We start from the raw sequence: 20,913 nt of genomic DNA, 5'->3' as shown, positions 1-20,913 counted from the left end.
CTGCGTCAGCCGGGATCGATATCGATCCCGTGCTTGCGCGCGACCGCGACATAGAGCTCGCGGGCCGAGGCCACCTTCGGGCTCTTGCGGTCCTTGCGCTGGGCGCGCTGCAGGTAGTCGAGGCCGCGCGCCGCCAGTTCGTTGTCCCAGCCCTTGCGCTCGAGCAGCGAGAAGATCGCCTTCGCCGCGTTGACCAGGAACTGCAGGTTGGGCACCTGCTCGACGGCCTGGATCAGGAGCTCGACCGAACCCTCGAGGTCGCCGTTGCGGGCGGCGATGACGCCCTTGTTGTTGAGGTCGACGATCTGCTTGCTGACCTGGTCGAGCAGCGCCCGGCCGGCATCCGGCTGGCCGGTCTTCTCGAAGACGCTGGTGATGTGGTCGAGCAGGTGCGGGTCCTCGTTGTTCTCGGCGGCCACCTGACGCATGATCTGCTGTGCCGCCTCGGCATGGCCGGTGGCATAGCAGGCGTGGGCGAGATCGACGCTGAGGCGCTGCGAGACATGACGGCCTTTCTCGGCGGCCTCGGCATCGACCTGCTGCTGCAGCGCGATCGCCTGCGCGACGATCGCCTGCGCCTTGTCGCCAGCGCCCTCGAGATCGAGGCAGAGGCTTTCGGCCACCAGCGCCGCCAGTTCGGCCTGCTTGTCGCCGCGCCACTCGCGCTTCATCTCGGCGCTGATCTTGCGCGAGGCGTCGACATCGCCGCGCTCGATCAGCACCCGCGACAGGTTGGCGTAGTCGTCCACGGTGCGCAGGCTCGAGCCCTTGTTGCGCGCGATGACCTTGCCATAGGCGCGCTCGGCGGCAAGCAGGTCCTTGTTGCGGGCGGCGACGTCGCCAACCAGGCGCTGGCGCAGCGTGTTGTGCGGCGAGGCGTCGGCAGCCCGCTGCAAGACCTGCTGGGCCTCCTTGAGCTTTCCCTGGGCCTCGTGCACGGAGGCCAGGAAATCGTAGGCGGAGAGGAACTCCGGCGCTTCCTGGATGACCTGGTCGGCCAGCTGCTCGGCCTCCTCGAGCGCATTGCGGTCGCGCAACGCGGTCGCCAGCCCCATCTTCGCCCAGGGCACGACCCGGCCCTCGAGCACCCGCCGGTACACCACCTCGGCTTCGGCGGTGCGCCCAAGCTGGTGCAGCAGCTCGCCCTTGAAGCGCAGCGCGTCGTACTGGTACACCGGCTGCTGCTGGATGACCCGGTCGCAGGCGGCGATCGCTTCCTGCAGCGCACCGCGTTCGATCTGCTCGTAGATCTTGCGCAGCACGTGCTTCTTGTAGATCGCGCGGACCAGCCGGGCCTGCAGTTGTTCGGAAGTGAACGGCTTGATCAGGTAATCGTCCGGCGCCAGTTCGGCGAGCGCGACGACATTGGTGTAGCTGCGCTCGCTGGTGATGATCATGTACACGGTGCCGAGCGCGATCAGGTGGGCGTGGCGCAGTTCCTCGAGCAGTTGCTGGCCGTCGCGGCCGTCGTCGAGGACGAAATCGGAAAGGATGATGTCGAAACGGTTGCCCTTGACCTGACGGATCACCTCGGCCGAACTGCCGGCGCCATGCACCGCGGTGACCCCGAGCGCGCCGAGCATCAGGCGCAGCGAATCGCGGGCCGGCGAGTGCCGGTCGACGATCAGGACGCGCTTCTTGGTCAGGGACTGGTGCAGGACCAGGAGCATCTCCTCGTTGTCCAGTGCCGCCGGGCTGTTGGCCGTTTGTGTGTTCATTTCCGGCAAATTACTGGAGAACGTCATGCGGAGCAAGGAAAGCCCCGGAACGCTCACGGTCAACCCGGCTAAACCTGTGATTTTTCAGCAACCTGACGTAAAATCGCCGGTCCTTACTGCGCCGCAACATTCCCGTTCCCATGCTCTATCCCACCCGATTCGATGTCATCGTCGTCGGCGGCGGCCACGCCGGCACCGAAGCCGCGCTCGCCGCGGCGCGGGCCGGTGCGAACACGCTGCTGCTGACGCACAACCTCGACACGCTCGGGGCGATGAGCTGCAACCCGTCGATCGGCGGCATCGGCAAGGGCCATCTGGTGCGCGAGGTCGATGCGCTGGGTGGCGCCATGGCCGCAGCCACCGACGAGGCCGGCATCCAGTTCCGCATCCTGAACGCCTCCAAGGGTCCGGCCGTACGCGCCACGCGCGCCCAGGCCGACCGCGTGCTGTACAAGCAGGCGATCCGCACGCGCCTGGAAAACCAGCCCAACCTGACCATCTTTGCGCAGGCCTGCGACGACCTGATCGTCGAAGGCGACAAGGTGTGCGGCGCCGTCACCCAGCTCGGCATCCGCTTTTTGGCCGAATCCGTGGTGTTGACCGCTGGCACCTTCCTCAACGGCAAGATTCACGTCGGGCTGGAGAACTACACCGGCGGGCGCATGGGCGATCCGCCGTCAGTTTCCCTGGCGGCGCGCCTCAAGGAACTCAATCTGCCGCAGGGCCGCCTGAAGACCGGCACGCCACCACGCCTGGACGGCAAGACCATCGACTTCTCGGTGATGGAGGAGCAGCACTCGGACGATCCGCTGCCGGTGTTTTCCTTCCTCGGCAACGCCGCGCAGCACCCGAAGCAACTGCCGTGCTGGATCACCGAGACCAACGAGAAGACGCACGACATCATCCGCAGCGGGCTCGACCGCTCGCCGATGTACACCGGCGTCATCGAAGGCGTCGGGCCGCGCTACTGCCCGTCGATCGAGGACAAGATCCACCGCTTCGCCGACAAGAACCAGCACAACGTCTTCCTCGAACCGGAAGGCCTGACCACGCACGAAATCTACCCGAACGGCGTGTCCACCAGCCTGCCCTTCGACATCCAGCTGGCGCTGGTGCGTTCGATCCGCGGCATGGAAAACGTGCACATCCTGCGCCCCGGCTACGCCATCGAATACGATTTCTACGATCCGCGCGGCCTCAAGGACACGCTGGAAACCAAGGCGATCCGCGGCCTCTTCTTCGCCGGCCAGATCAACGGCACCACCGGCTACGAGGAAGCCGCGGCACAGGGCCTGCTCGCCGGCATCAACGCGGTGAATTACGTCAAGGGCCGCGACGACTGGTGCCCGAAGCGCAACGAGGCCTACCTCGGCGTGCTGGTGGACGACCTGATCACGCGCGGCGTTTCGGATCCCTACCGGATGTTCACCAGCCGCGCCGAGTACCGTCTCTCCCTGCGCGAGGACAACGCCGACCTGCGCCTGACCGAGCAGGGCCGCGCCCTCGGCCTGGTCGACGACGTGCGCTGGGATGCCTTCTGCCGCAAACGCGATGCGATCGCCGCCGAACAGGAGCGACTGAAGACGACCTGGATCAATCCGAAGATCGTCACCACCGAGGATTGCCAGCGCGTGCTCGGCAAGGCCGTCGAGCACGAATACAACCTGTTCGAGCTGCTGCGCCGTCCGGAAGTCGCCTGGCGCGAGCTGATTTCGCTCGCCATCAACGGTGAACCGCAAGCCGCACCGGACATCGACGACGCCGTCGTCGAACAGCTCGAGATTTCCGCCAAGTACCAGGGCTACATCGACCGCCAGGCCGAGGAAGTCGCCAAATCGGCCAGCTACGAAAACACGGCCCTGCCGGCCGATCTCGACTATGCGACCGTCGCCGGCCTGTCCAACGAGGTCAAGCAGAAGCTCAACCAGCACAAGCCGCAGACCATCGGTCAGGCCTCGCGCATCCAGGGCCTGACACCGGCAGCGATCTCGCTGCTGCTGATCCACCTGAAGCGCCTCAAGCTGTCGCACGCCGCATGAGCTCGATCACCCTCGCCAGCGGTCTCGCCGAACTCGGCCTCGACCTGCCCGACACCACCCAGCAGCAGCTGCTCGCCTTCCGCGACCTGCTGCTCAAGTGGAACAAGACCTACAACCTGACCGCGCTGCGCGATCCGGAACAAGCCATCTCGCACCACCTGCTCGATTCGCTGGCGATCCTCCCGCATGTCGGCGATGGCGCCTTGCTCGACGTCGGCTCCGGCGGCGGCCTGCCCGGCATCCCGCTGGCCATCGCCCGGCCGCAACTGGCGGTGCGCATGGTCGACACCGTGCAGAAGAAGGCGACCTTCCTGCAACAGGCGGCGATCCAGCTCGGCTTGAAGAATGTTGCGGTCGACCATGCCCGAGTCGAGGAAATGACCGGCCAGTACGCGCAGATCAGTTCGCGCGCCTTCGCCGAACTCAAGCTCTTCATCGAACTCACCCGCCACCTGCTGGCCCCCGGCGGCCGCTGGCTGGCCATGAAGGGCGTCCGCCCCGATGACGAGATCGCCGCCCTGCCGGCCGACATCGTCGTCGACCGCATCGTTCCCTTGTCCGTACCCGGACTGGACGCCGAAAGACATCTGATCATCCTGAAAGCGGGCCAATGAAAGTACTCGCCATCACCAACCAGAAGGGCGGCGTCGGCAAGACGACCACCGCCGTCAACCTCGCCGCCTCGCTCGGTGCCGAAGGTCAGCGCGTGCTGCTGATCGACATGGACCCGCAAGGCAACGCGACGACCGGCGCCGGCATCACCAAGAAGGAAGCGCTGCCGACCGTCTACCAGTTGCTGATCGGTGCCGCGACACTGACCGAGGTCTGCATCAAGACCGACTTCGCTTTCGACATCCTGCCCGCCAACCGCGAACTGGCCGGCGCCGAGGTCGAGCTGATCGAACTCGAACAGCGCGAATACCGGCTCAAGAACGCCTTGCAGCAGAACCACGACGAATACGACTTCGTCCTCATCGACTGCCCGCCGGCACTCAACATGCTGACGGTCAACGCGCTGGTTGCCGCCGATTCGGTGCTGATCCCGATGCAATGCGAGTACTACGCGCTCGAAGGCCTGTCCGACCTCGTCGAAACACTGCGCAAGGTACGTCACCACCTGAATTCTCGGCTCGAGGTCGAAGGCCTGCTGCGAACCATGTACAACGGCCAGAGCACGCTCACCCAGCAGGTTTCGAACGAGCTCGAAAGCCACTTCGGCGACAAGGTCTACAAGACCATCGTGCCGCGCAACGTGCGCCTGGCCGAAGCGCCGTCGTACGGCAAGCCGGTCATCGCTTTTGACAAAAACTCGAAGGGCGCGCAGGCCTACAGCGCGCTCGCCCAGGAAATTCTTGAAAGGACCGCCAAATGAGCAAATTCAAGGGGTTGGGACGCGGTCTGGACGCGCTGCTCGCCGGCAGCGATGCCAAGGCCGACGACGAACTGCGCAATCTCCCGGTCGACCGGCTGAAACCCGGGAAATACCAGCCGCGCACCCAGATGGACCAGGACTCGCTGGCCGAGCTGGCGGCCTCGATCAAGGCCCAGGGCGTGATGCAGCCGATCCTGGTGCGCGCCGTCGACAAGACGCCGGGCGCCGAGCGCTACGAGATCGTCGCCGGCGAACGCCGCTGGCGCGCCTCGCAACTGGCCGGCCTCGCCGAAGTGCCGGTGCTGGTGCGCGGCATCCCCGACGAACAGGCGCTGGCGATGGCGCTGATCGAGAACATCCAGCGCGAAAACCTCAATCCGCTCGAGGAAGCCCAGGGCCTGCAGCGCCTGATCGACGAATTCGGCCTGACCCACCAGCAAGCCGCCGACGCCGTCGGCCGCTCGCGTCCGGCCGCCTCCAACCTGCTCCGCCTGCTGCAGCTGGCGGCGCCGGTGCAGGAACTGCTGATGACCGGCAAGCTCGACATGGGCCACGCCCGTGCCCTGCTGCCGCTGCCGGGCGCCCAGCAGGTCGCGGTGGCCCAGCGCATCGTCCAGAAAGGCCTGTCGGTGCGTGAAGCCGAACGCCTCGTCCAGCAGATCGTCAATCCGCCGAAGCAGGGCGCAACGCCACCGGTCGACCGCGACCTGCTGCGCCTGCAGGAAGAAATTTCCGACGCCGTCGGTGCCACTGTCGCCATCCGCAGCAACAAGAAGGGGGCCGGCAAGATCACCATCGAATTCGGTGACCTCGAACAACTCGAGGGTATCCTCGGACGGCTTCGCTAAGCGGTTTCCGGCGATTGCTGCATTGCGGTAAACCCTTAATTTTCATTGACGGTAATTTTTGAACTCTTGTATCATTTAGGTCTGTGTGGCACAGCCGGACAAGGATTGCAAACACCATGTTGAAAGCGATTTACCTGCAACTTGGTGCAGCGCTGATAACAGCGATCCTGGCCGGTGCAATCGTAGGAATTCGGGGGCTTGTATCGGTCGGGTTTGCGGCATTGGCGGCAATTCTTCCCAACCTGTTCTTTGCCGTCCGGCTGACGATGTTGAAAGACCGCCCGGGGGCATCCTACGCGGCCAGCTTCTTCATCGGTGAGTTCCTCAAGATTGCCGCCACCATCGGGATTCTGGCAATCGCCATCAAGGGTTACCCCGCGATGCACTGGCCGAGCTTGCTGATCGGCCTGGCGATTGTCTTGCATGCAGGTTTTTTAGCCTTTTGGAAGAAATGAACATGGCCGCAGGTAGCGCAGCACCGACATCTGGCGAGTACATCGTCCACCACTTGACCCACCTGAATTCCACCGGTCACGCCCAGAAATCCGTGATCGACTGGTCCGTGATCAACATCGACACGATGTTCTACTCGATCCTGCTCGGCCTGGCCACGGTCTTCGTGCTCTGGCTCGCCGCCCGCAAGTCGACCTCCGGTGTCCCCGGCCGCTTCCAGGCCGCCGTCGAAATCCTCGTCGAGATGGTTTCCGAACAGGCCAAGGGCATCATCCACAGCGCCGAGTCGCGCAAGTTCGTCGCCCCGCTGGCCCTGACGGTCTTCGTCTGGATCTTCTTCATGAACGCGATGGACCTGCTGCCGGTCGACGTGCTGCCGAAGATCGGCGAAATGTTCGGCATCCACTACCAGCGCGTGGTCGCCACCGCCGACCTCAATGCCGCCCTCGGCATGTCGCTCGGCGTGCTGCTCGTCTGCATCTACTACAACATCAAGATCAAGGGCATCGGCGGCTGGGTGCACGAATTGTTCACCGCGCCGTTCGGCAGCCACCCGCTGCTCTACCCGGTCAACTTCATCATGCAGATGATCGAATTCGTTGCCAAGACCGTCTCCCACGGCATGCGACTGTTCGGCAACATGTACGCCGGCGAACTGGTGTTCATGCTGATCGCGCTGCTCGGCGGCACCGCCACCGTCTTCGGTTTCGTCGGCCACGTCATCGCCGGTTCGATCTGGGCCATCTTCCACATCCTGATCATCACGCTGCAGGCCTTCATCTTCATGATGCTGACCCTGGTGTACGTCGGTCAGGCCCACGAAGCACACTAAGCATCACCCAGCAGATTTCACTGTAGTAACCCTGTTTTAGCCTTACCTTTTCATTACTTAAACTTAGCAAGGAGTTGTCATGGAACACGTTCTCGGTTTTGTTGCTCTGGCTGCCGGCCTGATCATTGGTCTGGGCGCTATCGGTGCCTGTATCGGTATCGGCCTGATGGGCGGCAAATACATTGAAGCCTCGGCCCGCCAGCCGGAGCTGATGAACGCCCTGCAGACCAAGATGTTCCTGCTGGCCGGTCTGATCGATGCCGCCTTCCTGATCGGTGTCGGTATCGCCATGATGTTCGCCTTCGCCAACCCGTTCCAACTGGTTTAATCGATCCTCTTCGATCAACCCTTTAGAAGAGGACTAGAACCGTGAATCTGAACGCAACGTTGTTTGCACAGCTCGTTGTGTTCTTCATTCTGGCGTGGTTCACGATGCAATTCGTGTGGCCCCCCATTGTGAAGGCGCTCGACGAGCGTGCGAAGAAGATCGCGGATGGTCTGGCTGCCGCCGAGCGCGGCAAGCAGGATCTCGAACTGGCCACCAAGCGTTCCACGGAAGCCCTCCGTGAAGGCAAGGAAAAGGCTGCCGAACTGATCGCCAACGCTGAAAAGCGCGGCGCCCAACTGATCGAGGAAGCCAAGGCGAACGCCAAGGCCGAAGCCGACCGCATCGTCGCTGGTGCCAAGGCCGAAATCGAACAGGAAGCGGTCCGTGCCAAGGAACAGCTGCGCGAGCAGGTCGCTGCCCTGGTGGTCACCGGCGCCGAGCAGATTCTGCGCCGCGAGATCAACGCCCAGGCTCATTCCGACATTCTGGCCACGATCAAACAGGATCTGTAAAGCTTATGGCTGAATCCGTCACCATCGCTCGCCCCTACGCCGACGCCGCTTTCAAGCTGGCCAAGGAAAGCGGGGCACAGGGCATCTGGTCGCAGCGCCTGCAACGGCTGGCGCTGATCGCCCAGGACGGGGACATGGCTCAGGTCATGGGCAATCCCCGGCTCTCCGCTGAACAGATTGCAGAATTGTTCATTTCGCTGTCCGACGACAGCGACCCGATTCTCGCCAATTTCGTTCGTACCCTCGCAGAAAACCGGCGTCTCGCACTCCTGCCGGAGGTTTCCCGGCTTTTCGATCTGGCCCGTAGCCAGGAAGAAGGGGTCCAGGAGGCGGTGGTGTACTCCGCATTCCCGATTGACGACGCCCAGATCGCTGCCCTGATGCAGCAACTGGAACCCCGTTTCGGAACCCGCCTGACCGCCCGCGTCGAAGTCGACCCGAGCCTGATCGGTGGTGTGCGGGTCACCGTCGGTGACCAGATGCTGGATGCTTCAGTCCGCGGCAAACTCGACGCGATGGCCGTGGCACTGAACAACTAGGAGATTTTCATGCAGTTGAATCCTTCCGAAATTTCTGAACTGATCAAGAGCAAGATCCAGAACCTGCAAGGCGCATCGGAAGTGCGCACGCAGGGCACCGTGGTTTCCGTCACCGACGGTATCTGCCGCGTGCATGGCTTGCAGGACGTCATGCAAGGCGAAATGCTGGAGTTCCCCGGCAACACCATCGGCATGGCTCTCAACCTCGAGCGCGACTCCGTCGGCGCCGTTATCCTGGGCGAATACAACCACATCTCCGAAGGCGACGTCGTCAAGACGACCGGTCGCATTCTGGAAGTGCCAGTCGGTCCGGAACTCCTCGGTCGCGTGGTCAATACCCTCGGTCAGCCGATCGACGGCAAGGGCCCGATCAACGCCAAGGAAACCGACAAGCTGGAAAAGGTTGCCCCGGGCGTCATCTGGCGTAAGTCGGTTTCGCAGCCGGTGCAGACCGGCCTGAAGTGCGTCGACTCGATGGTTCCGGTTGGCCGTGGCCAGCGCGAACTGATCATCGGCGACCGCCAGACCGGCAAGACCGCCGTCGCCGTCGATGCGATCATCAACCAGAAGGGCAAGAACCTCTTCTGTGTCTATGTTGCCGTCGGCCAGAAGGCTTCCACCATCGCCAACGTCGTGCGCAAGCTCGAAGAGCATGGCGCCATGGAATACACCATCGTCGTCGCCGCTTCCGCTTCGGAATCCGCTGCACTGCAGTACCTGGCTCCGTACGCCGGCTGCACGATGGGCGAGTACTTCCGCGACCGTGGCCAGGATGCGCTGATCGTTTATGACGATCTGACCAAGCAAGCCTGGGGCTACCGTCAGGTTTCCCTGCTGCTGCGCCGTCCGCCGGGCCGTGAAGCCTACCCGGGCGACGTCTTCTATCTCCACTCCCGCCTGCTGGAACGCGCAGCCCGCGTCTCCGAGGAATGGGTCGAGAAGTTCACCAACGGCGCCGTGACGGGCAAGAGCGGTTCGCTGACCGCGCTGCCGGTCATCGAAACGCAAGCCGGTGACGTTTCCGCCTTCGTTCCGACCAACGTGATCTCGATCACCGACGGCCAGATCTTCCTGGAAACCGACCTGTTCAACGCCGGTATCCGCCCTGCGATCAACGCCGGTATCTCGGTGTCGCGCGTCGGTGGCGCTGCCCAGACCAAGCTGATCAAGAAGCTCGGCGGCGGTGTCCGTCTGGCCCTGGCCCAGTACCGCGAACTCGCGGCCTTCGCCCAGTTCGCCTCCGATCTCGACGAAGCCACCCGCAAGCAGCTCGAGCGCGGTCGTCTGGTCACCGAACTGATGAAGCAGCCGCAGTACGCGCCGATGAGCATCTCCGAAATGGCCGTCACGCTGTACGCAGCCGACAAGGGCTACTTCGACGATGTCGAAGTCAAGCGCGCACTCGAATGCGAAAAGGCCATGATCAGCTACCTCAAGTCGAACCACGGCGAAGTCATGAACACCATGGAATCGTCGGCCGATCTGAGCGGTGATACCGAAAAGGCACTGGCTGCCGGCATCCAGGCTTTCAAGAGCACCTGGGCCTGATCTTAGGAGAACGCCATGCCTAGCGGCAAGGAAATTCGCAACAAGATCAAGAGCGTAGAAAACACGCGCAAGATCACCAAGGCCATGGAGATGGTGGCCGCATCCAAAATGCGCAAGGCGCAGGACCGGATGCGGGCTGCCCGTCCCTACGGCGAGAAGATCCGGCGCGTGGCCAGCAACCTGTCGCATGCGCTGACCGAGTACAAGCACCCCTTCCTCGACAAGCGCGAGCAGAAGGCGATCGGTATCGTTCTGGTCACCTCCGACAAGGGTCTTTGCGGCGGTCTCAATTCCAACATCCTGCGCCTGGTTCTCGGCAAGATGAAGGAACTCGACAGCCAGAAGATCAATTTCCAGGCGACCTGCATCGGTAACAAGGGTCTGGGTTTCATGCAACGCGCCGGCGCGAAGGTCGTTTCGCACGCAGTCGCGCTGGGCGATACCCCGCACCTGGAAAAGTTGATCGGCCCGCTCAAGGTTCAGCTCGACGCCTACATGAAGGGCGAAATCGACGCGCTGTACATCGGCTACACCCGCTTCATCAACACGATGAAGCAGGAACCGGTTTTCGAAAAACTGCTCCCGCTGGCTGACGACGTCGTCAAGACCGATCATCAGCCGGGCTGGGACTATGTCTACGAGCCGGAAGCCCAGCCAGTTATCGACGATCTGTTGATCCGCTATGTCGAAGCTTTGATTTACCAGGCCGTGGCTGAAAACATGGCCTCCGAGCAGTCAGCCCGGATGGTCGCCATGAAGTCTGCTTCCGATAACGCCAAGAACGTCATCGGTGAATTGAAGCTGGTCTATAACAAGGCCCGTCAGGCCGCGATTACCAAGGAACTCTCGGAAATCGTCAGCGGCGCCGCCGCAGTCTGACGCAAGCGCGAAGCTTTTAATTATTGGGGATTTGAATATGAGTCAAGGTTCCATCGTTCAGTGTATCGGCGCAGTTGTGGACATCCACTTCCCGCGCGACGCGATGCCGAAGGTCTACGACGCACTCAAGCTCGACGCCTCCGAAGAAAACGGCATGGTTGAAGCCGGCCTGACCTTCGAAGTGCAGCAGCAACTGGGTGACGGCGTCGTCCGTACCATCGCCATGGGTTCATCCGACGGCCTGCGCCGCGGCATGAAGGTTAACAACAGCGGCGCCGGCATTTCCGTGCCGGTCGGCATGGGCACGCTGGGTCGCATCATGGACGTCCTCGGCCGTCCGATCGACGAAGCCGGCCCGATCGACAGCAACGAGCTGCGCGAGATCCACCAGGCTGCACCGAAGTTCGACGAACTGTCGTCGTCGGTCGATCTGCTCGAAACCGGCATCAAGGTTATCGACCTGATCTGCCCGTTCGCCAAGGGCGGCAAGGTCGGCCTGTTCGGCGGCGCCGGCGTCGGCAAGACCGTCAACATGATGGAGCTGATCAACAACATCGCCAAGCAACACTCGGGTCTGTCCGTGTTTGCCGGTGTTGGTGAGCGTACCCGCGAAGGTAACGACTTCTATCATGAAATGAAGGACTCCAACGTTCTCGACAAGGTCGCGATGGTGTTCGGTCAGATGAACGAACCCCCGGGCAACCGTCTGCGCGTTGCGCTGACCGGCCTGACCATGGCCGAGCGTTTCCGTGACGACGGTCGTGACATCCTGTTCTTCGTCGACAACATCTACCGCTACACCCTGGCCGGTACCGAAGTGTCCGCACTGCTCGGCCGTATGCCTTCCGCGGTGGGCTACCAGCCGACGCTGGCTGAAGAAATGGGTCGTCTGCAAGAGCGTATCACCTCGACCAAGGTTGGCTCGATCACCTCCATCCAGGCCGTCTACGTGCCTGCCGATGACTTGACCGACCCGTCGCCGGCCACCACCTTCCTGCACTTGGACTCCACGGTCGTGCTGTCGCGTGACATCGCCTCGCTGGGTATCTACCCGGCCGTCGATCCGCTCGACTCCACCTCCCGCCAGCTCGATCCGCAGATCGTCGGCGAAGAGCACTACGGTGTCGCCCGTGCCGTGCAGATGACGCTGCAGCGCTACAAGGAACTGCGTGACATCATCGCGATTCTGGGTATGGACGAACTGTCGCCGGAAGACAAGCTGGCCGTCAGCCGCGCCCGCAAGATCCAGCGCTTCCTGTCGCAGCCCTTCCACGTTGCCGAAGTCTTCACCGGTTCCCCGGGCAAGTTCGTTCCGCTCAAGGAAACGATCAAGGGCTTCAAGGGCATCGTCAGCGGCGAGTACGATCACCTGCCGGAACAGGCCTTCTACATGGTCGGCGGCATCGAAGAAGCTGTCGAAAAGGCGAAGACGCTGCAGTAATGCGGCCTCAGCATAGGAGCCAGTAATGGTTATGACCGTTCATTGTGATGTCGTCAGTGCCGAAGAATCGATTTTCTCCGGCCTGGTGGAAATCGCAGTGTTCCCTGGCGAAGCCGGGGAACTCGGCATCCTGCCGCAACATACCCCGCTGTTGACCCGCATCAAGCCCGGCACCATTCGTCTGAAGGTGCCGGACCAGAGCGAGTTCGAACTGGTGTATGTCTCCGGCGGCATGCTGGAAGTCCAACCCAACATGATCACCGTGTTGGCGGATACCGCGATTCGTGCCCATGACCTCGATGAGGCCAAGGCACTGGAAGCCAAGAAGCACGCCGAGGAAGCACTGGCCAACCGCCAGGCAGAGATGGATTACGCCGCGGCGGAAGCCGAGCTGGCCGAAGCCATCGCCCAGCTGCAGGCCATCCAGCGTCTGCGCAAGCACACCCACTGAGCGCTTTCCGCCCAGTCAAAAAAAGGCAGCCTCGGCTGCCTTTTTTCTTGTCTTGTCCGGCTCAGCTGCCAAGTCGTCCGAGACGCCTCTCCAGACGCTGCAGCTGCGCATCCAGCGCACCGACTTCGTCACTGAAGGCAGCGATCTCGGCTGCTGCCGCCAGCGGCCCGGAAAGGTCGCTGGCGCAAGCGCCAAGCGTGCCGACCAGATGGTCACCGGCGGCTCGCCCGGAAGCGAACAGTGCCTGCCCGGCCAGCGCCAGCCGGCGGGCGGGAATGTCGCCGACCAGCCGGGCCAGGTCGCCTTCGGCGTCCCAGCGCAGATTGCGGAAAACGAAGGCGAGGGTCTCGGCGATCTCGGCCGAACCGCTCAGGCGAGCCGACGCCATCAGACTTTGACGGTCGACCAGCATTTTTGCCAGAAAATCATCCGGCAGGGCGATTTCGACATCGGCCACCCCGGCGCTTGCCGGATGGAACAAACCGTCACCACCGACCAGCAAATTCACTCGCCAGCCGCCGGCAGCGATCAACAGGTGCGCGCCGGCATGCCGCCGCAGTCGCTCGCCAGCCCAGGGGGCATCGGCAACCAGATGATTGAGCGGCTTGATCAGCAGGCTTGCGAGCACGGTCATCCGCCGGAATCAGAACTTGAAACCGCGATGCAGGGCGACGACGCCAAGCGCCATGTTGAAATACTCGACCTTTTCGAGGCCGACGCCTTCCATCATGCTCTTCAAGGTTTCCTGGTCGGGATGCACGCGGATCGATTCGGACAGGTAGCGATAGCTGTCGGCATCGCGCGTGATCAACTGACCGATGCGCGGGATGACCTGGAACGAGTAGAAGTCGTAGGCCGGCGCCAGCGGCTTCCAGACCTGCGAGAACTCGAGTACCAGCAGACGGCCGCCTGGGCGCAGCACGCGCCGCATCTCGGCCAGTGCGGCCTCCTTGTGGGTCATGTTGCGCAGGCCGAAGGCAACGGTCACGCAGTCGAACCAGTCGTCGGGAAAAGGCAGCTTCTCGGCATCGCACTGGGCGACCGGCAACAGATGGCCTTTATCGGCAAGGCGATCCCGGCCACGCGCCAGCATCGCGTTGTTGATGTCGGTCAGCCAGACCTGGCCGGTCTTGCCGACACGCTTGGCGAACGCCAGCGACAGGTCGCCGGTACCGCCGGCCACATCGAGTACGCGCGAACCTTCGCGGACGCCGCTGCGCTGGATCGTGAACGCCTTCCACAGGCGATGCATGCCGCCCGACATCAGGTCGTTCATCAGGTCGTAACGGCTGGCAACAGAATCGAAGACACCGCGGACGCGGCGTGCCTTTTCCTGCTCGGCGACAGTCTCGTAACCGAAATGGGTGGTTTCTTTGTTCATGGGCATCAGTGATGGTGACTGCAGGAAGGACCCGCTGCTCGCGGCGTGTCGTCGATGTCGCGGGAAGCGCCGCGGGCTTCGAGCAGGCGCAGGTATTCGGCCCACAACTCGTCGTGATGCACGGCCAGGTTGTGCAGCAGGTCCCAGGTGTACAAGCCGCTGTCGTGGCCGTCCGAAAACACCAGCTTCAGCGCGTAGGTCCCGACCGGCTCGATGGCCAGCAGTTCGACGTTACGTTTTCCGACCTGCAGGGTTTCCTGACCCGGACCATGGCCGCGTGCTTCGGCCGACGGGGTGAACACCCGCAAATATTCGAAATCCAGGCGATACGAGGTCTCGCCATAAACCAGTTCAAGCACCCGGCTTTGCGTATGCAAGCGGATCGCTTCCGGTATCGGGGTATCTTTTTCCATGCCGGCCATTACGTTTCTCCACGCCAAGCGCGCTAGTTTACCCTGAAGGTGCGGTACCCGCTCACAACTCGATGATGCTGATCCGGTCGAAGTCGGCCTGACGCACCAGGACATGATTCATGCGCACCTTGCGCCGGTGCTCGCCGTTGCTGATCTCGAGTTCGCGCCCGGCATGGTAGTAGCCGGGCGGCAGTACCAGCGAAATGTCCTCGCCGATCGCCGGTAGCGCCGGCAGTGCAAAGGCCGGCGCGAAGCGCTCGATGGTCGGGGCGCCCGCCTGATCGAGGGGACGGAAACCGATCGCCTGTGGAATGCCGGGCAGGGTGGCGACGCCGACGACCAGCCCGCCGCTTTCCTCTTCCATCAGCCAGGTCGCGTAGGCCAGCAGGAAACGTTCGCCGTCATGCGGACAGACCGCCATCAACTGGCCGTGCAGCACGCGCTGGCCGGCCATGCTGCGCCCCAGTCGGAAGCCGTTGGCGGAATGATTGATGACCGACCACTCCTCGACCGGAAACTCGACCCGCGGCCGGATCACCAGCGCCTGCGCAGGATCGGCACGGTCGCGGAAGGTGAATAGCTGGTCGAAGTCCCCCCGCGAATAAGCCATTGCCGAATCCGGCTGCTCGAAGGCCTCGCCGGCAACGTGGAAGTACATCGCATCGAAACCGGTGGCGACCCGTGCCACGCCTTCACTGGCAAAGCGTCGGAAGCGCCGGGCAGAGGTCGATTGCGACCAGGGTTTGGCCAGGTGCTCGAGCAGCTTCAGGACGTGACTGGCGCTTTCCTCACCAAGGCCGAGTTGCGACGGCGTCAGACGCAGACGTAACTGGCCGATGGCGTGATCGATCTGCAGGCCGAGCCGACCGGTATCGAGGCGCCGGACATCGCGCGCCGAGCCCTCGACGGTGGCACTCGGATGCAACGGCTGGTCCTTCATCAGTTCGACGACATAAGGCGGCAATTCAAGATCGTCGTCGAGCGGCGCGACACCGACCAGCGGCGCCCACATCGAGGCCCAGCGCCGGATCAGGTTGAGGTTGCGCACGCTGTTGCTGTAGGGACTGGCAACATCGATCAGCAGCAGGGTGACGTAGGCGGCCGCACAATGCGTCGCCTGCATGCTGTTTTCCAGGGTGTCGCTCACCGGGGTGAAGGCGATGCCCCATTCCTCGGCGGTCTCGTAGAATCCGTGCAGGTCGAGCCAGACGCCGGGCGGCAACTCGCGACGCGCCCGGTAGTGCTCGATGATGATCATCCCGTTGTAGTAGATGCAGCGGTGCAGGATGGTCGCCATCAACTCGCGATAGGCCGCTTCGCCCTCGGCCGGTTCCTCTAGGCTGGCACACAGCGCATAGGCACGACCCATCCGCCGCCAGGCCTGGATCACCATCTGGAAGGCATTGTCTTCCTCGGGCGTCAGCGGCACCGCCTTGTTGTGATAGAAACGGGCCATCTCCTCTTCGACGAAGCAGAGCGGCGCCCGGGCCTGCTCGAGCAACTGGAAGAGCACGCCGGGATCGGGCGGCGAAGTGAGCAAGGCATCCAGGAAATCGGTCAGCTGCCGTTCGGCAACCGAAGGATTGGCCAGCATCAGGCCGGCGAGATAATCCATCCCGGCGACCAGATCGGCGATATCGAGCAGCTTTTCCTGCGGTTTTTCGCTCATCCCCTCACTCTCCCTCGGGCAGGTTGCGCACGATCGCCCGGGTCAGCGTCGCGTCGTCGACGGGCGGCCGTTCCGGCTGGCGCTCCCGCTGCAGGCGTCCCCAGATCGGTTCCGGAAAATGGCGGTCGTCGCGCCAACGCGGAATGACGTGCCAATGCAGATGCGGAACGACATTGCCGAAGCTGGCGAGATTGATCTTGTCCGGTTCAAACAGTTCGCGCACCGCGGCTTCGACGGCAAAAACGACAGCCATCAGCCGCTGGCGCTCGGACCGTGGCAGATCGCTCATCTCGCGCACATGGGCGCCCCAGATCACCCGGCAGAAGCCGGGCAGGGCCGGATCGTCGACGCGGACCACGCGGCACTCGGCCGATTGCCAGAGGACGCGGCCGCCGGGGCCGGTGCAAAGTTCGCAAGCGCTTTCAGTCACGATCGAATCCATCAGTTTTGCATAGGATTGCACCGCCCACCCCCAACTGCAAGTGGACCGTGCAAAACATCGTCAATTCTGCGGTCGACCGTGGTTAAAGCCCTTGATTCAAAGCAAGACGCGTTCGATGCCGCCGGAATTCGCCTTGCCGACATAGTCGGCCATCCAGTTGTCGCCGAGCAGGTGTTTGGCCATCTCGACGACGATGTAGTCGGCCTGGGTGCCGGCATCGTCGTCGTAACGCGACAGCCCCTGCAGACAGGCCGGGCAGGAGGTCAATATCTTGACCTCGCCCTGGAAACCATCGGCACGCAGCTTCTCGGCGCCTTTCTCGATTTCCTGCTGCTTGCGGAACTTCACCTGGGTGGCGATATCCGGACGCGAGTAGGCGAAGGAACCGGAATCGCCGCAACAGCGGTCGGTCAGCGGCACATCCTGGCCCATCAGTGTCTTGGTCACGGCCAGCGGGTTGTAGGCCTTCATCGGCGTGTGGCAAGGGTCGTGGTACATGTAGCGCGTGCCCTGGACGCCCTCCAGCTTCAGCCCCTTTTCCATCAGGTACTCGTGGATGTCGAGCAGGCGGCACCCCGGGAAGATCTTCTCGAACTGGTACTTCTGCAACTGATCCATGCATGTTCCACATGAAACAATCACCGTCTTGATGTCGAGATAGTTCAGCGTGTTGGCAACGCGGTGGAAAAGCACGCGATTGTCGGTGGTGATCTTCTGGCCCTTGTCGGCATCGCCCGAGGCATTCTGTGGATAGCCGCAGCACAGGTAACCCGGGGGCAGCACGGTAGTCGCACCGACTTCGTAGAGCATCGCCTGGGTGGCCAGGCCGACCTGCGAGAACAGGCGCTCGGAGCCGCAGCCGGGGAAGTAGAAGACGGCATCCGACTCCTCGGTCGTCTTCTTCGGGTTGCGGATCACCGGGATGACCTTGTCGTCCTCGATGTCGAGCAAGGCGCGCGAGGTGCGCTTGGGCAGGTTGCCCGGCATCGGCCGGTTGAGGAAGTGAATGACCTGGGTCTTGACCGTCGGCGCGCCGAGCGAGGCCGGCGGATGCTTGCGCGTATCCTGGACCAGGTGCAGGGCCTTGGCCGCCTTGTGCGCCAGACGCTGGGCCTTGAAGCCGAAGTCCATCATGACGCCGCGCATCAGCTTGATCGTCGCCGGATCCTTCAGGTTCAGGTAGGTCATCGCCGCCGCAGTGCCCGGACTGAAGCGCTTCTTGTCCTGCTTGCGCAGGAAATTGCGCATGGCCACCGAAACATCGCCGAAATCGATGTCGACCGGGCAAGGCTTGAAGCAGCGATGGCAGACCGTGCAGTGGTCGGCGACATCGTTGAATTCGTCGAAGTGCTTGAGCGAGATGCCGCGCCGGGTCTGCTCTTCATAAAGGAAGGCCTCGACCAGCAGCGAGGTGGCGAGAATCTTGTTGCGCGGGCTGTAGAGCAGGTTGGCGCGCGGCACGTGCGTCGAGCAGACCGGCTTGCACTTGCCGCAGCGCAGGCAGTCCTTGACCATCTCGGAAATCTTGCCGATCTCCGACTGTTCCATGATCAGCGATTCGGTGCCGAGCAGGCTGAACGACGGCGTGTAGGCGTTGCTCAGGTCACCGCCGTGCATCAGCTTGCCCTTGTTGAAGCGGCCGTGCGGGTCGACCTTCTGCTTGTAGGCGCGGAAGGGGCCGATCTCGTCGTCGGTCAGGAACTCCAGCTTGGTGATGCCGATGCCGTGTTCGCCAGAGATGACGCCGTCCAGGCCACGCGCCAGGTGCATGATGCGTTCGACCGCCTTGTTGGCCGTCTGCAGCATCGCGTAGTTGTCGGAGTTGACCGGGATGTTGGTATGCACGTTGCCGTCGCCGGCATGCATGTGCAGCGCGACGAAGACGCGGCCACGCAGGACTTCCTTGTGGATCGCCTCGATCCGCTCGAGGATCGGCCGATAGATCGTGCCGTCGAAGATCTTGGCCAGGCGCGCCTTCAGCTCCTGCTTCCACGAGGTGCGCACGGAATAGTCCTGCAGGCGGTGGAAGAGGGTGGGGTTGGCAGCCTTGTTGCTCAGTTCGCCGGCAACCACGCCGTAAGAAGCAAAACGCGACTCGGCTTCGGCCAGCGGCAGGTCGAGATTGTCCAGCAGCCATTCCCAGCGCAGGCGGACGGCCTCGACATAGTCCAGGGCAGCCTGGCGGCGGTCGCCGATCAGCACGTCCTTGTCGAGGTTGGCGTCGCCCGAGTGCAGCGGCAGGTCGCCCTTGAGGAAGTCGGCCAGCGCATCGCACAACGCCAGCTTGTTCTGCGTCGACAGCTCGATGTTGATGCGCTCGATGCCGTCGCAGTATTCGCCCATGCGCGGCAGCGGGATGACCACGTCTTCATTGACCTTGAAGGCGTTGGTATGGCGCGAGATGGCTGCGGTGCGCGAACGGTCGAGCCAGAATTTCTTGCGCGTTTCGGCGTCGACCGCAATGAAGCCTTCGGCGGCGCGCAGGTTGCACATGCGCACGACTTCGGAGGCGGCGGCCATCACCGCCTTCTCGTCGTGACCGACGATGTCGCCGATCAACACCATCTTCGGGCGGCCGTGGCGCTTGGCCTTGGTCGCGTAGCCGACCGCCTTCACATAGCGCTCGTCGAGGTGTTCGAGGCCGGCCAGCTGCACGCCGGCAGCGTTACCGGCGCCGCCCGGCTTGAAGTAGTCGGTGATCTCGACAATCGCCGGCACTGCTTCGCGGACCTGGCCGAAGAATTCCAGACAGACGGTGCGCGTCACCGGCGGCATCTTGTGCAGCACCCAGCGGGCAGCGACGATGATGCCGTCGGTGCCTTCCTTCTGCACGCCGGGAATGCCGCCGAGGAACTTGTCGGTGACGTCCTTGCCCAGCCCGATCTTGCGGCAGGCAGCGCCGGGCATGACCAGGATTTCCTCGCCGAGGAATTTCTTGCCGGAAGGATCGAAACGCTTGACGCGGAATTCGACGTTTTCCTGCTCGTGGATCTTGCCGTAGTTGTGATTGACGCGTTCGACTTCCAGCCAGTTGCCGTCCGGGTCGACCATCTTCCACCAGGCCAGGTTATCGAGTGCGGTTCCCCAGAGCACGGCCTTCTTGCCGCCGGCGTTCATGGCGATGTTGCCGCCGATGCACGAGGCCGAAGCCGAGGTCGGGTCGACGGCAAAGACGCGGCCGGCCGCGCTGGCGGCTTCGGCAACGCGCTCGGTGACGACGCCGGCGCCGGTACGGATGGTCGCGTACGGCGTTTCGTGGCCGGCCAGCACCAGTTCCTCGACCGGGCCGATGTCGATCAGCTTCTCGGTGTTGATCACCGCCGAATGCGGCGTCAGCGGCACGGCGCCGCCGGTATAGCCGGTACCGCCGCCACGCGGGATGATGGTCAGGCCTGCCTCGATGCAGCCGCGCACGAGGTGGCCGATCTCTTCCTCGGTGTCGGGATAGAGGACGACAAAGGGGTATTCGACACGCCAGTCGGTGGCATCGGTGACGTGCGAGACGCGGGCCAGACCGTCGAAGGCGATGTTGTCGCGGCGGGTGTGCTTGCCCAGTGCCTTGAGCACCTTGCGGCGCAAGTCCAGGGTCTCGCCGAAACGGGTTTCGAAACGATCGACCGCCTGCTGTGCGGCGACCACCAGGCGGCGGACCTTTTCCGAGCGCTCGGGATCCTCGGCTTCGCTCTCGGCACGACGTTTCTCGACTTCCTTCAGGCGATGGCGCAGGGCGCTGACCAGCGCCTCGCGACGTTCGCGGTTGTCGAGCAGATCGTCCTCGAGATAGGGGTTGCGCTGGACCACCCAGATGTCCCCGAGAACCTCGTAGAGCATCCTTGCCGAACGGCCGGTGACGCGCTCGCTGCGCAGTTCGTCGAGGATCGCCCAGTTGTCGGCACCGAGCAGGCGGATGACGATTTCGCGGTCGGAAAACGAGGTGTAGTTGTAGGGGATTTCGCGCAGGCGGGCGGTCATGGGAGCAGCCGGGATCTGTCAAAAGATGGATTTTAGCGTATTGCGGCGCAACACGCGGGGCCGGTAGACCGGGGAA

20 protein-coding genes are annotated in these 20,913 nt (G+C 63.2%); 13 read left to right on the top strand and 7 right to left on the bottom strand.

Going from position 1 to position 20,913, the window contains the following annotated elements; genetic code table 11:
- Positions 1–5 precede the first annotated feature (5 nt).
- Entirely contained in the window at positions 6–1,718 is a 1,713-nt protein-coding gene (locus DFR40_RS12005) for a response regulator (RefSeq protein ID WP_121458741.1), read from the bottom strand.
- Positions 1,719–1,858: 140 nt separating this feature from the next.
- Here DFR40_RS12005 and mnmG point away from each other — a divergent pair, with 140 nt between their 5' ends.
- From mnmG to DFR40_RS11940, 13 genes are all read left to right on the top strand, one after another.
- Positions 1,859–3,757, top strand: a complete 1,899-nt coding sequence (gene mnmG, locus DFR40_RS12000; RefSeq protein ID WP_121458740.1) for a tRNA uridine-5-carboxymethylaminomethyl(34) synthesis enzyme MnmG — start codon at positions 1,859–1,861, stop codon at positions 3,755–3,757.
- Entirely contained in the window at positions 3,754–4,371 is a 618-nt protein-coding gene (gene rsmG, locus DFR40_RS11995) for a 16S rRNA (guanine(527)-N(7))-methyltransferase RsmG (protein ID WP_121458739.1), read from the top strand. Before mnmG ends, rsmG begins: the two co-directional genes overlap by 4 nt.
- On the top strand, positions 4,368–5,129 hold the full coding sequence (locus DFR40_RS11990; protein ID WP_121458738.1) for a ParA family protein: 762 nt from the start codon (positions 4,368–4,370) through the stop codon (positions 5,127–5,129). Before rsmG ends, DFR40_RS11990 begins: the two co-directional genes overlap by 4 nt.
- Positions 5,126–5,977: a ParB/RepB/Spo0J family partition protein gene (locus tag DFR40_RS11985; RefSeq protein ID WP_121458737.1), complete on the top strand. Its 852-nt coding sequence runs from the start codon at positions 5,126–5,128 to the stop codon at positions 5,975–5,977. The genes DFR40_RS11990 and DFR40_RS11985 overlap by 4 nt, the downstream gene beginning before the upstream one ends.
- Positions 5,978–6,093: 116 nt before the next feature.
- A complete protein-coding gene (locus DFR40_RS11980; RefSeq protein WP_121458736.1) occupies positions 6,094–6,432 on the top strand; it encodes an ATP synthase subunit I in 339 nt (112 codons plus the stop codon).
- 2 nt (positions 6,433–6,434) lie between these two features.
- Positions 6,435–7,262: a F0F1 ATP synthase subunit A gene (atpB, locus tag DFR40_RS11975; RefSeq protein ID WP_121458854.1), complete on the top strand. Its 828-nt coding sequence runs from the start codon at positions 6,435–6,437 to the stop codon at positions 7,260–7,262.
- Positions 7,263–7,341: 79 nt separating this feature from the next.
- The gene (gene atpE, locus DFR40_RS11970) at positions 7,342–7,590 is read left to right on the top strand and encodes a F0F1 ATP synthase subunit C (RefSeq protein WP_028993802.1); all 249 of its coding nucleotides are present in this window, start codon (positions 7,342–7,344) and stop codon (positions 7,588–7,590) included.
- Positions 7,591–7,631: 41 nt separating this feature from the next.
- Positions 7,632–8,102, top strand: a complete 471-nt coding sequence (locus DFR40_RS11965; RefSeq protein ID WP_121458735.1) for a F0F1 ATP synthase subunit B — start codon at positions 7,632–7,634, stop codon at positions 8,100–8,102.
- A gap of 5 nt (positions 8,103–8,107) precedes the next feature.
- Positions 8,108–8,641 carry a F0F1 ATP synthase subunit delta gene (locus tag DFR40_RS11960; RefSeq protein WP_121458734.1) on the top strand — a complete coding sequence of 178 codons (534 nt, stop codon included), beginning with the start codon at positions 8,108–8,110 and terminating at the stop codon, positions 8,639–8,641.
- Positions 8,642–8,650: 9 nt separating this feature from the next.
- Positions 8,651–10,189 carry a F0F1 ATP synthase subunit alpha gene (gene atpA, locus DFR40_RS11955; protein WP_121458733.1) on the top strand — a complete coding sequence of 513 codons (1,539 nt, stop codon included), beginning with the start codon at positions 8,651–8,653 and terminating at the stop codon, positions 10,187–10,189.
- Between the two features lie 15 nt (positions 10,190–10,204).
- Positions 10,205–11,068, top strand: coding sequence for a F0F1 ATP synthase subunit gamma (atpG, locus tag DFR40_RS11950; RefSeq protein WP_121458732.1), 864 nt, complete (start codon positions 10,205–10,207; stop codon positions 11,066–11,068).
- Positions 11,069–11,105: 37 nt separating this feature from the next.
- The gene (atpD, locus tag DFR40_RS11945; RefSeq protein ID WP_121458731.1) at positions 11,106–12,509 is read left to right on the top strand and encodes a F0F1 ATP synthase subunit beta; all 1,404 of its coding nucleotides are present in this window, start codon (positions 11,106–11,108) and stop codon (positions 12,507–12,509) included.
- 25 nt (positions 12,510–12,534) lie between these two features.
- On the top strand, positions 12,535–12,960 hold the full coding sequence (locus tag DFR40_RS11940) for a F0F1 ATP synthase subunit epsilon (RefSeq protein ID WP_173580128.1): 426 nt from the start codon (positions 12,535–12,537) through the stop codon (positions 12,958–12,960).
- 61 nt (positions 12,961–13,021) lie between these two features.
- Here DFR40_RS11940 and DFR40_RS11935 read toward each other — a convergent pair whose 3' ends face one another.
- The 6 genes from DFR40_RS11935 to DFR40_RS11910 all read right to left on the bottom strand — a co-directional run bounded on the left by DFR40_RS11935 (position 13,022) and on the right by DFR40_RS11910 (position 20,837).
- Positions 13,022–13,594, bottom strand: a complete 573-nt coding sequence (locus DFR40_RS11935) for a ubiquinone biosynthesis accessory factor UbiJ (RefSeq protein WP_121458729.1) — start codon at positions 13,592–13,594, stop codon at positions 13,022–13,024.
- Between the two features lie 9 nt (positions 13,595–13,603).
- A complete protein-coding gene (ubiE, locus tag DFR40_RS11930; RefSeq protein WP_121458728.1) occupies positions 13,604–14,341 on the bottom strand; it encodes a bifunctional demethylmenaquinone methyltransferase/2-methoxy-6-polyprenyl-1,4-benzoquinol methylase UbiE in 738 nt (245 codons plus the stop codon).
- A gap of 5 nt (positions 14,342–14,346) precedes the next feature.
- Positions 14,347–14,763, bottom strand: a complete 417-nt coding sequence (locus DFR40_RS11925; protein WP_121458727.1) for a gamma-butyrobetaine hydroxylase family protein — start codon at positions 14,761–14,763, stop codon at positions 14,347–14,349.
- A 52-nt stretch (positions 14,764–14,815) separates the two neighbouring features.
- Positions 14,816–16,423, bottom strand: a complete 1,608-nt coding sequence (locus DFR40_RS11920) for a hypothetical protein (protein WP_121458726.1) — start codon at positions 16,421–16,423, stop codon at positions 14,816–14,818.
- Between the two features lie 4 nt (positions 16,424–16,427).
- Positions 16,428–16,853, bottom strand: a complete 426-nt coding sequence (locus tag DFR40_RS11915; RefSeq protein WP_245985674.1) for an HIT family protein — start codon at positions 16,851–16,853, stop codon at positions 16,428–16,430.
- A gap of 108 nt (positions 16,854–16,961) precedes the next feature.
- Positions 16,962–20,837: a DUF3683 domain-containing protein gene (locus DFR40_RS11910; RefSeq protein ID WP_121458724.1), complete on the bottom strand. Its 3,876-nt coding sequence runs from the start codon at positions 20,835–20,837 to the stop codon at positions 16,962–16,964.
- Positions 20,838–20,913 lie beyond the last annotated feature (76 nt).

The sequence above is a fragment of the Azonexus fungiphilus genome (assembly GCF_003634965.1).
Lineage (GTDB): Bacteria > Pseudomonadota > Gammaproteobacteria > Burkholderiales > Rhodocyclaceae > Azonexus > Azonexus fungiphilus.
The sequence above is the reverse complement of the archived record's forward strand: the minus strand, read 5'-3'. Positions and strand labels throughout refer to the sequence as shown.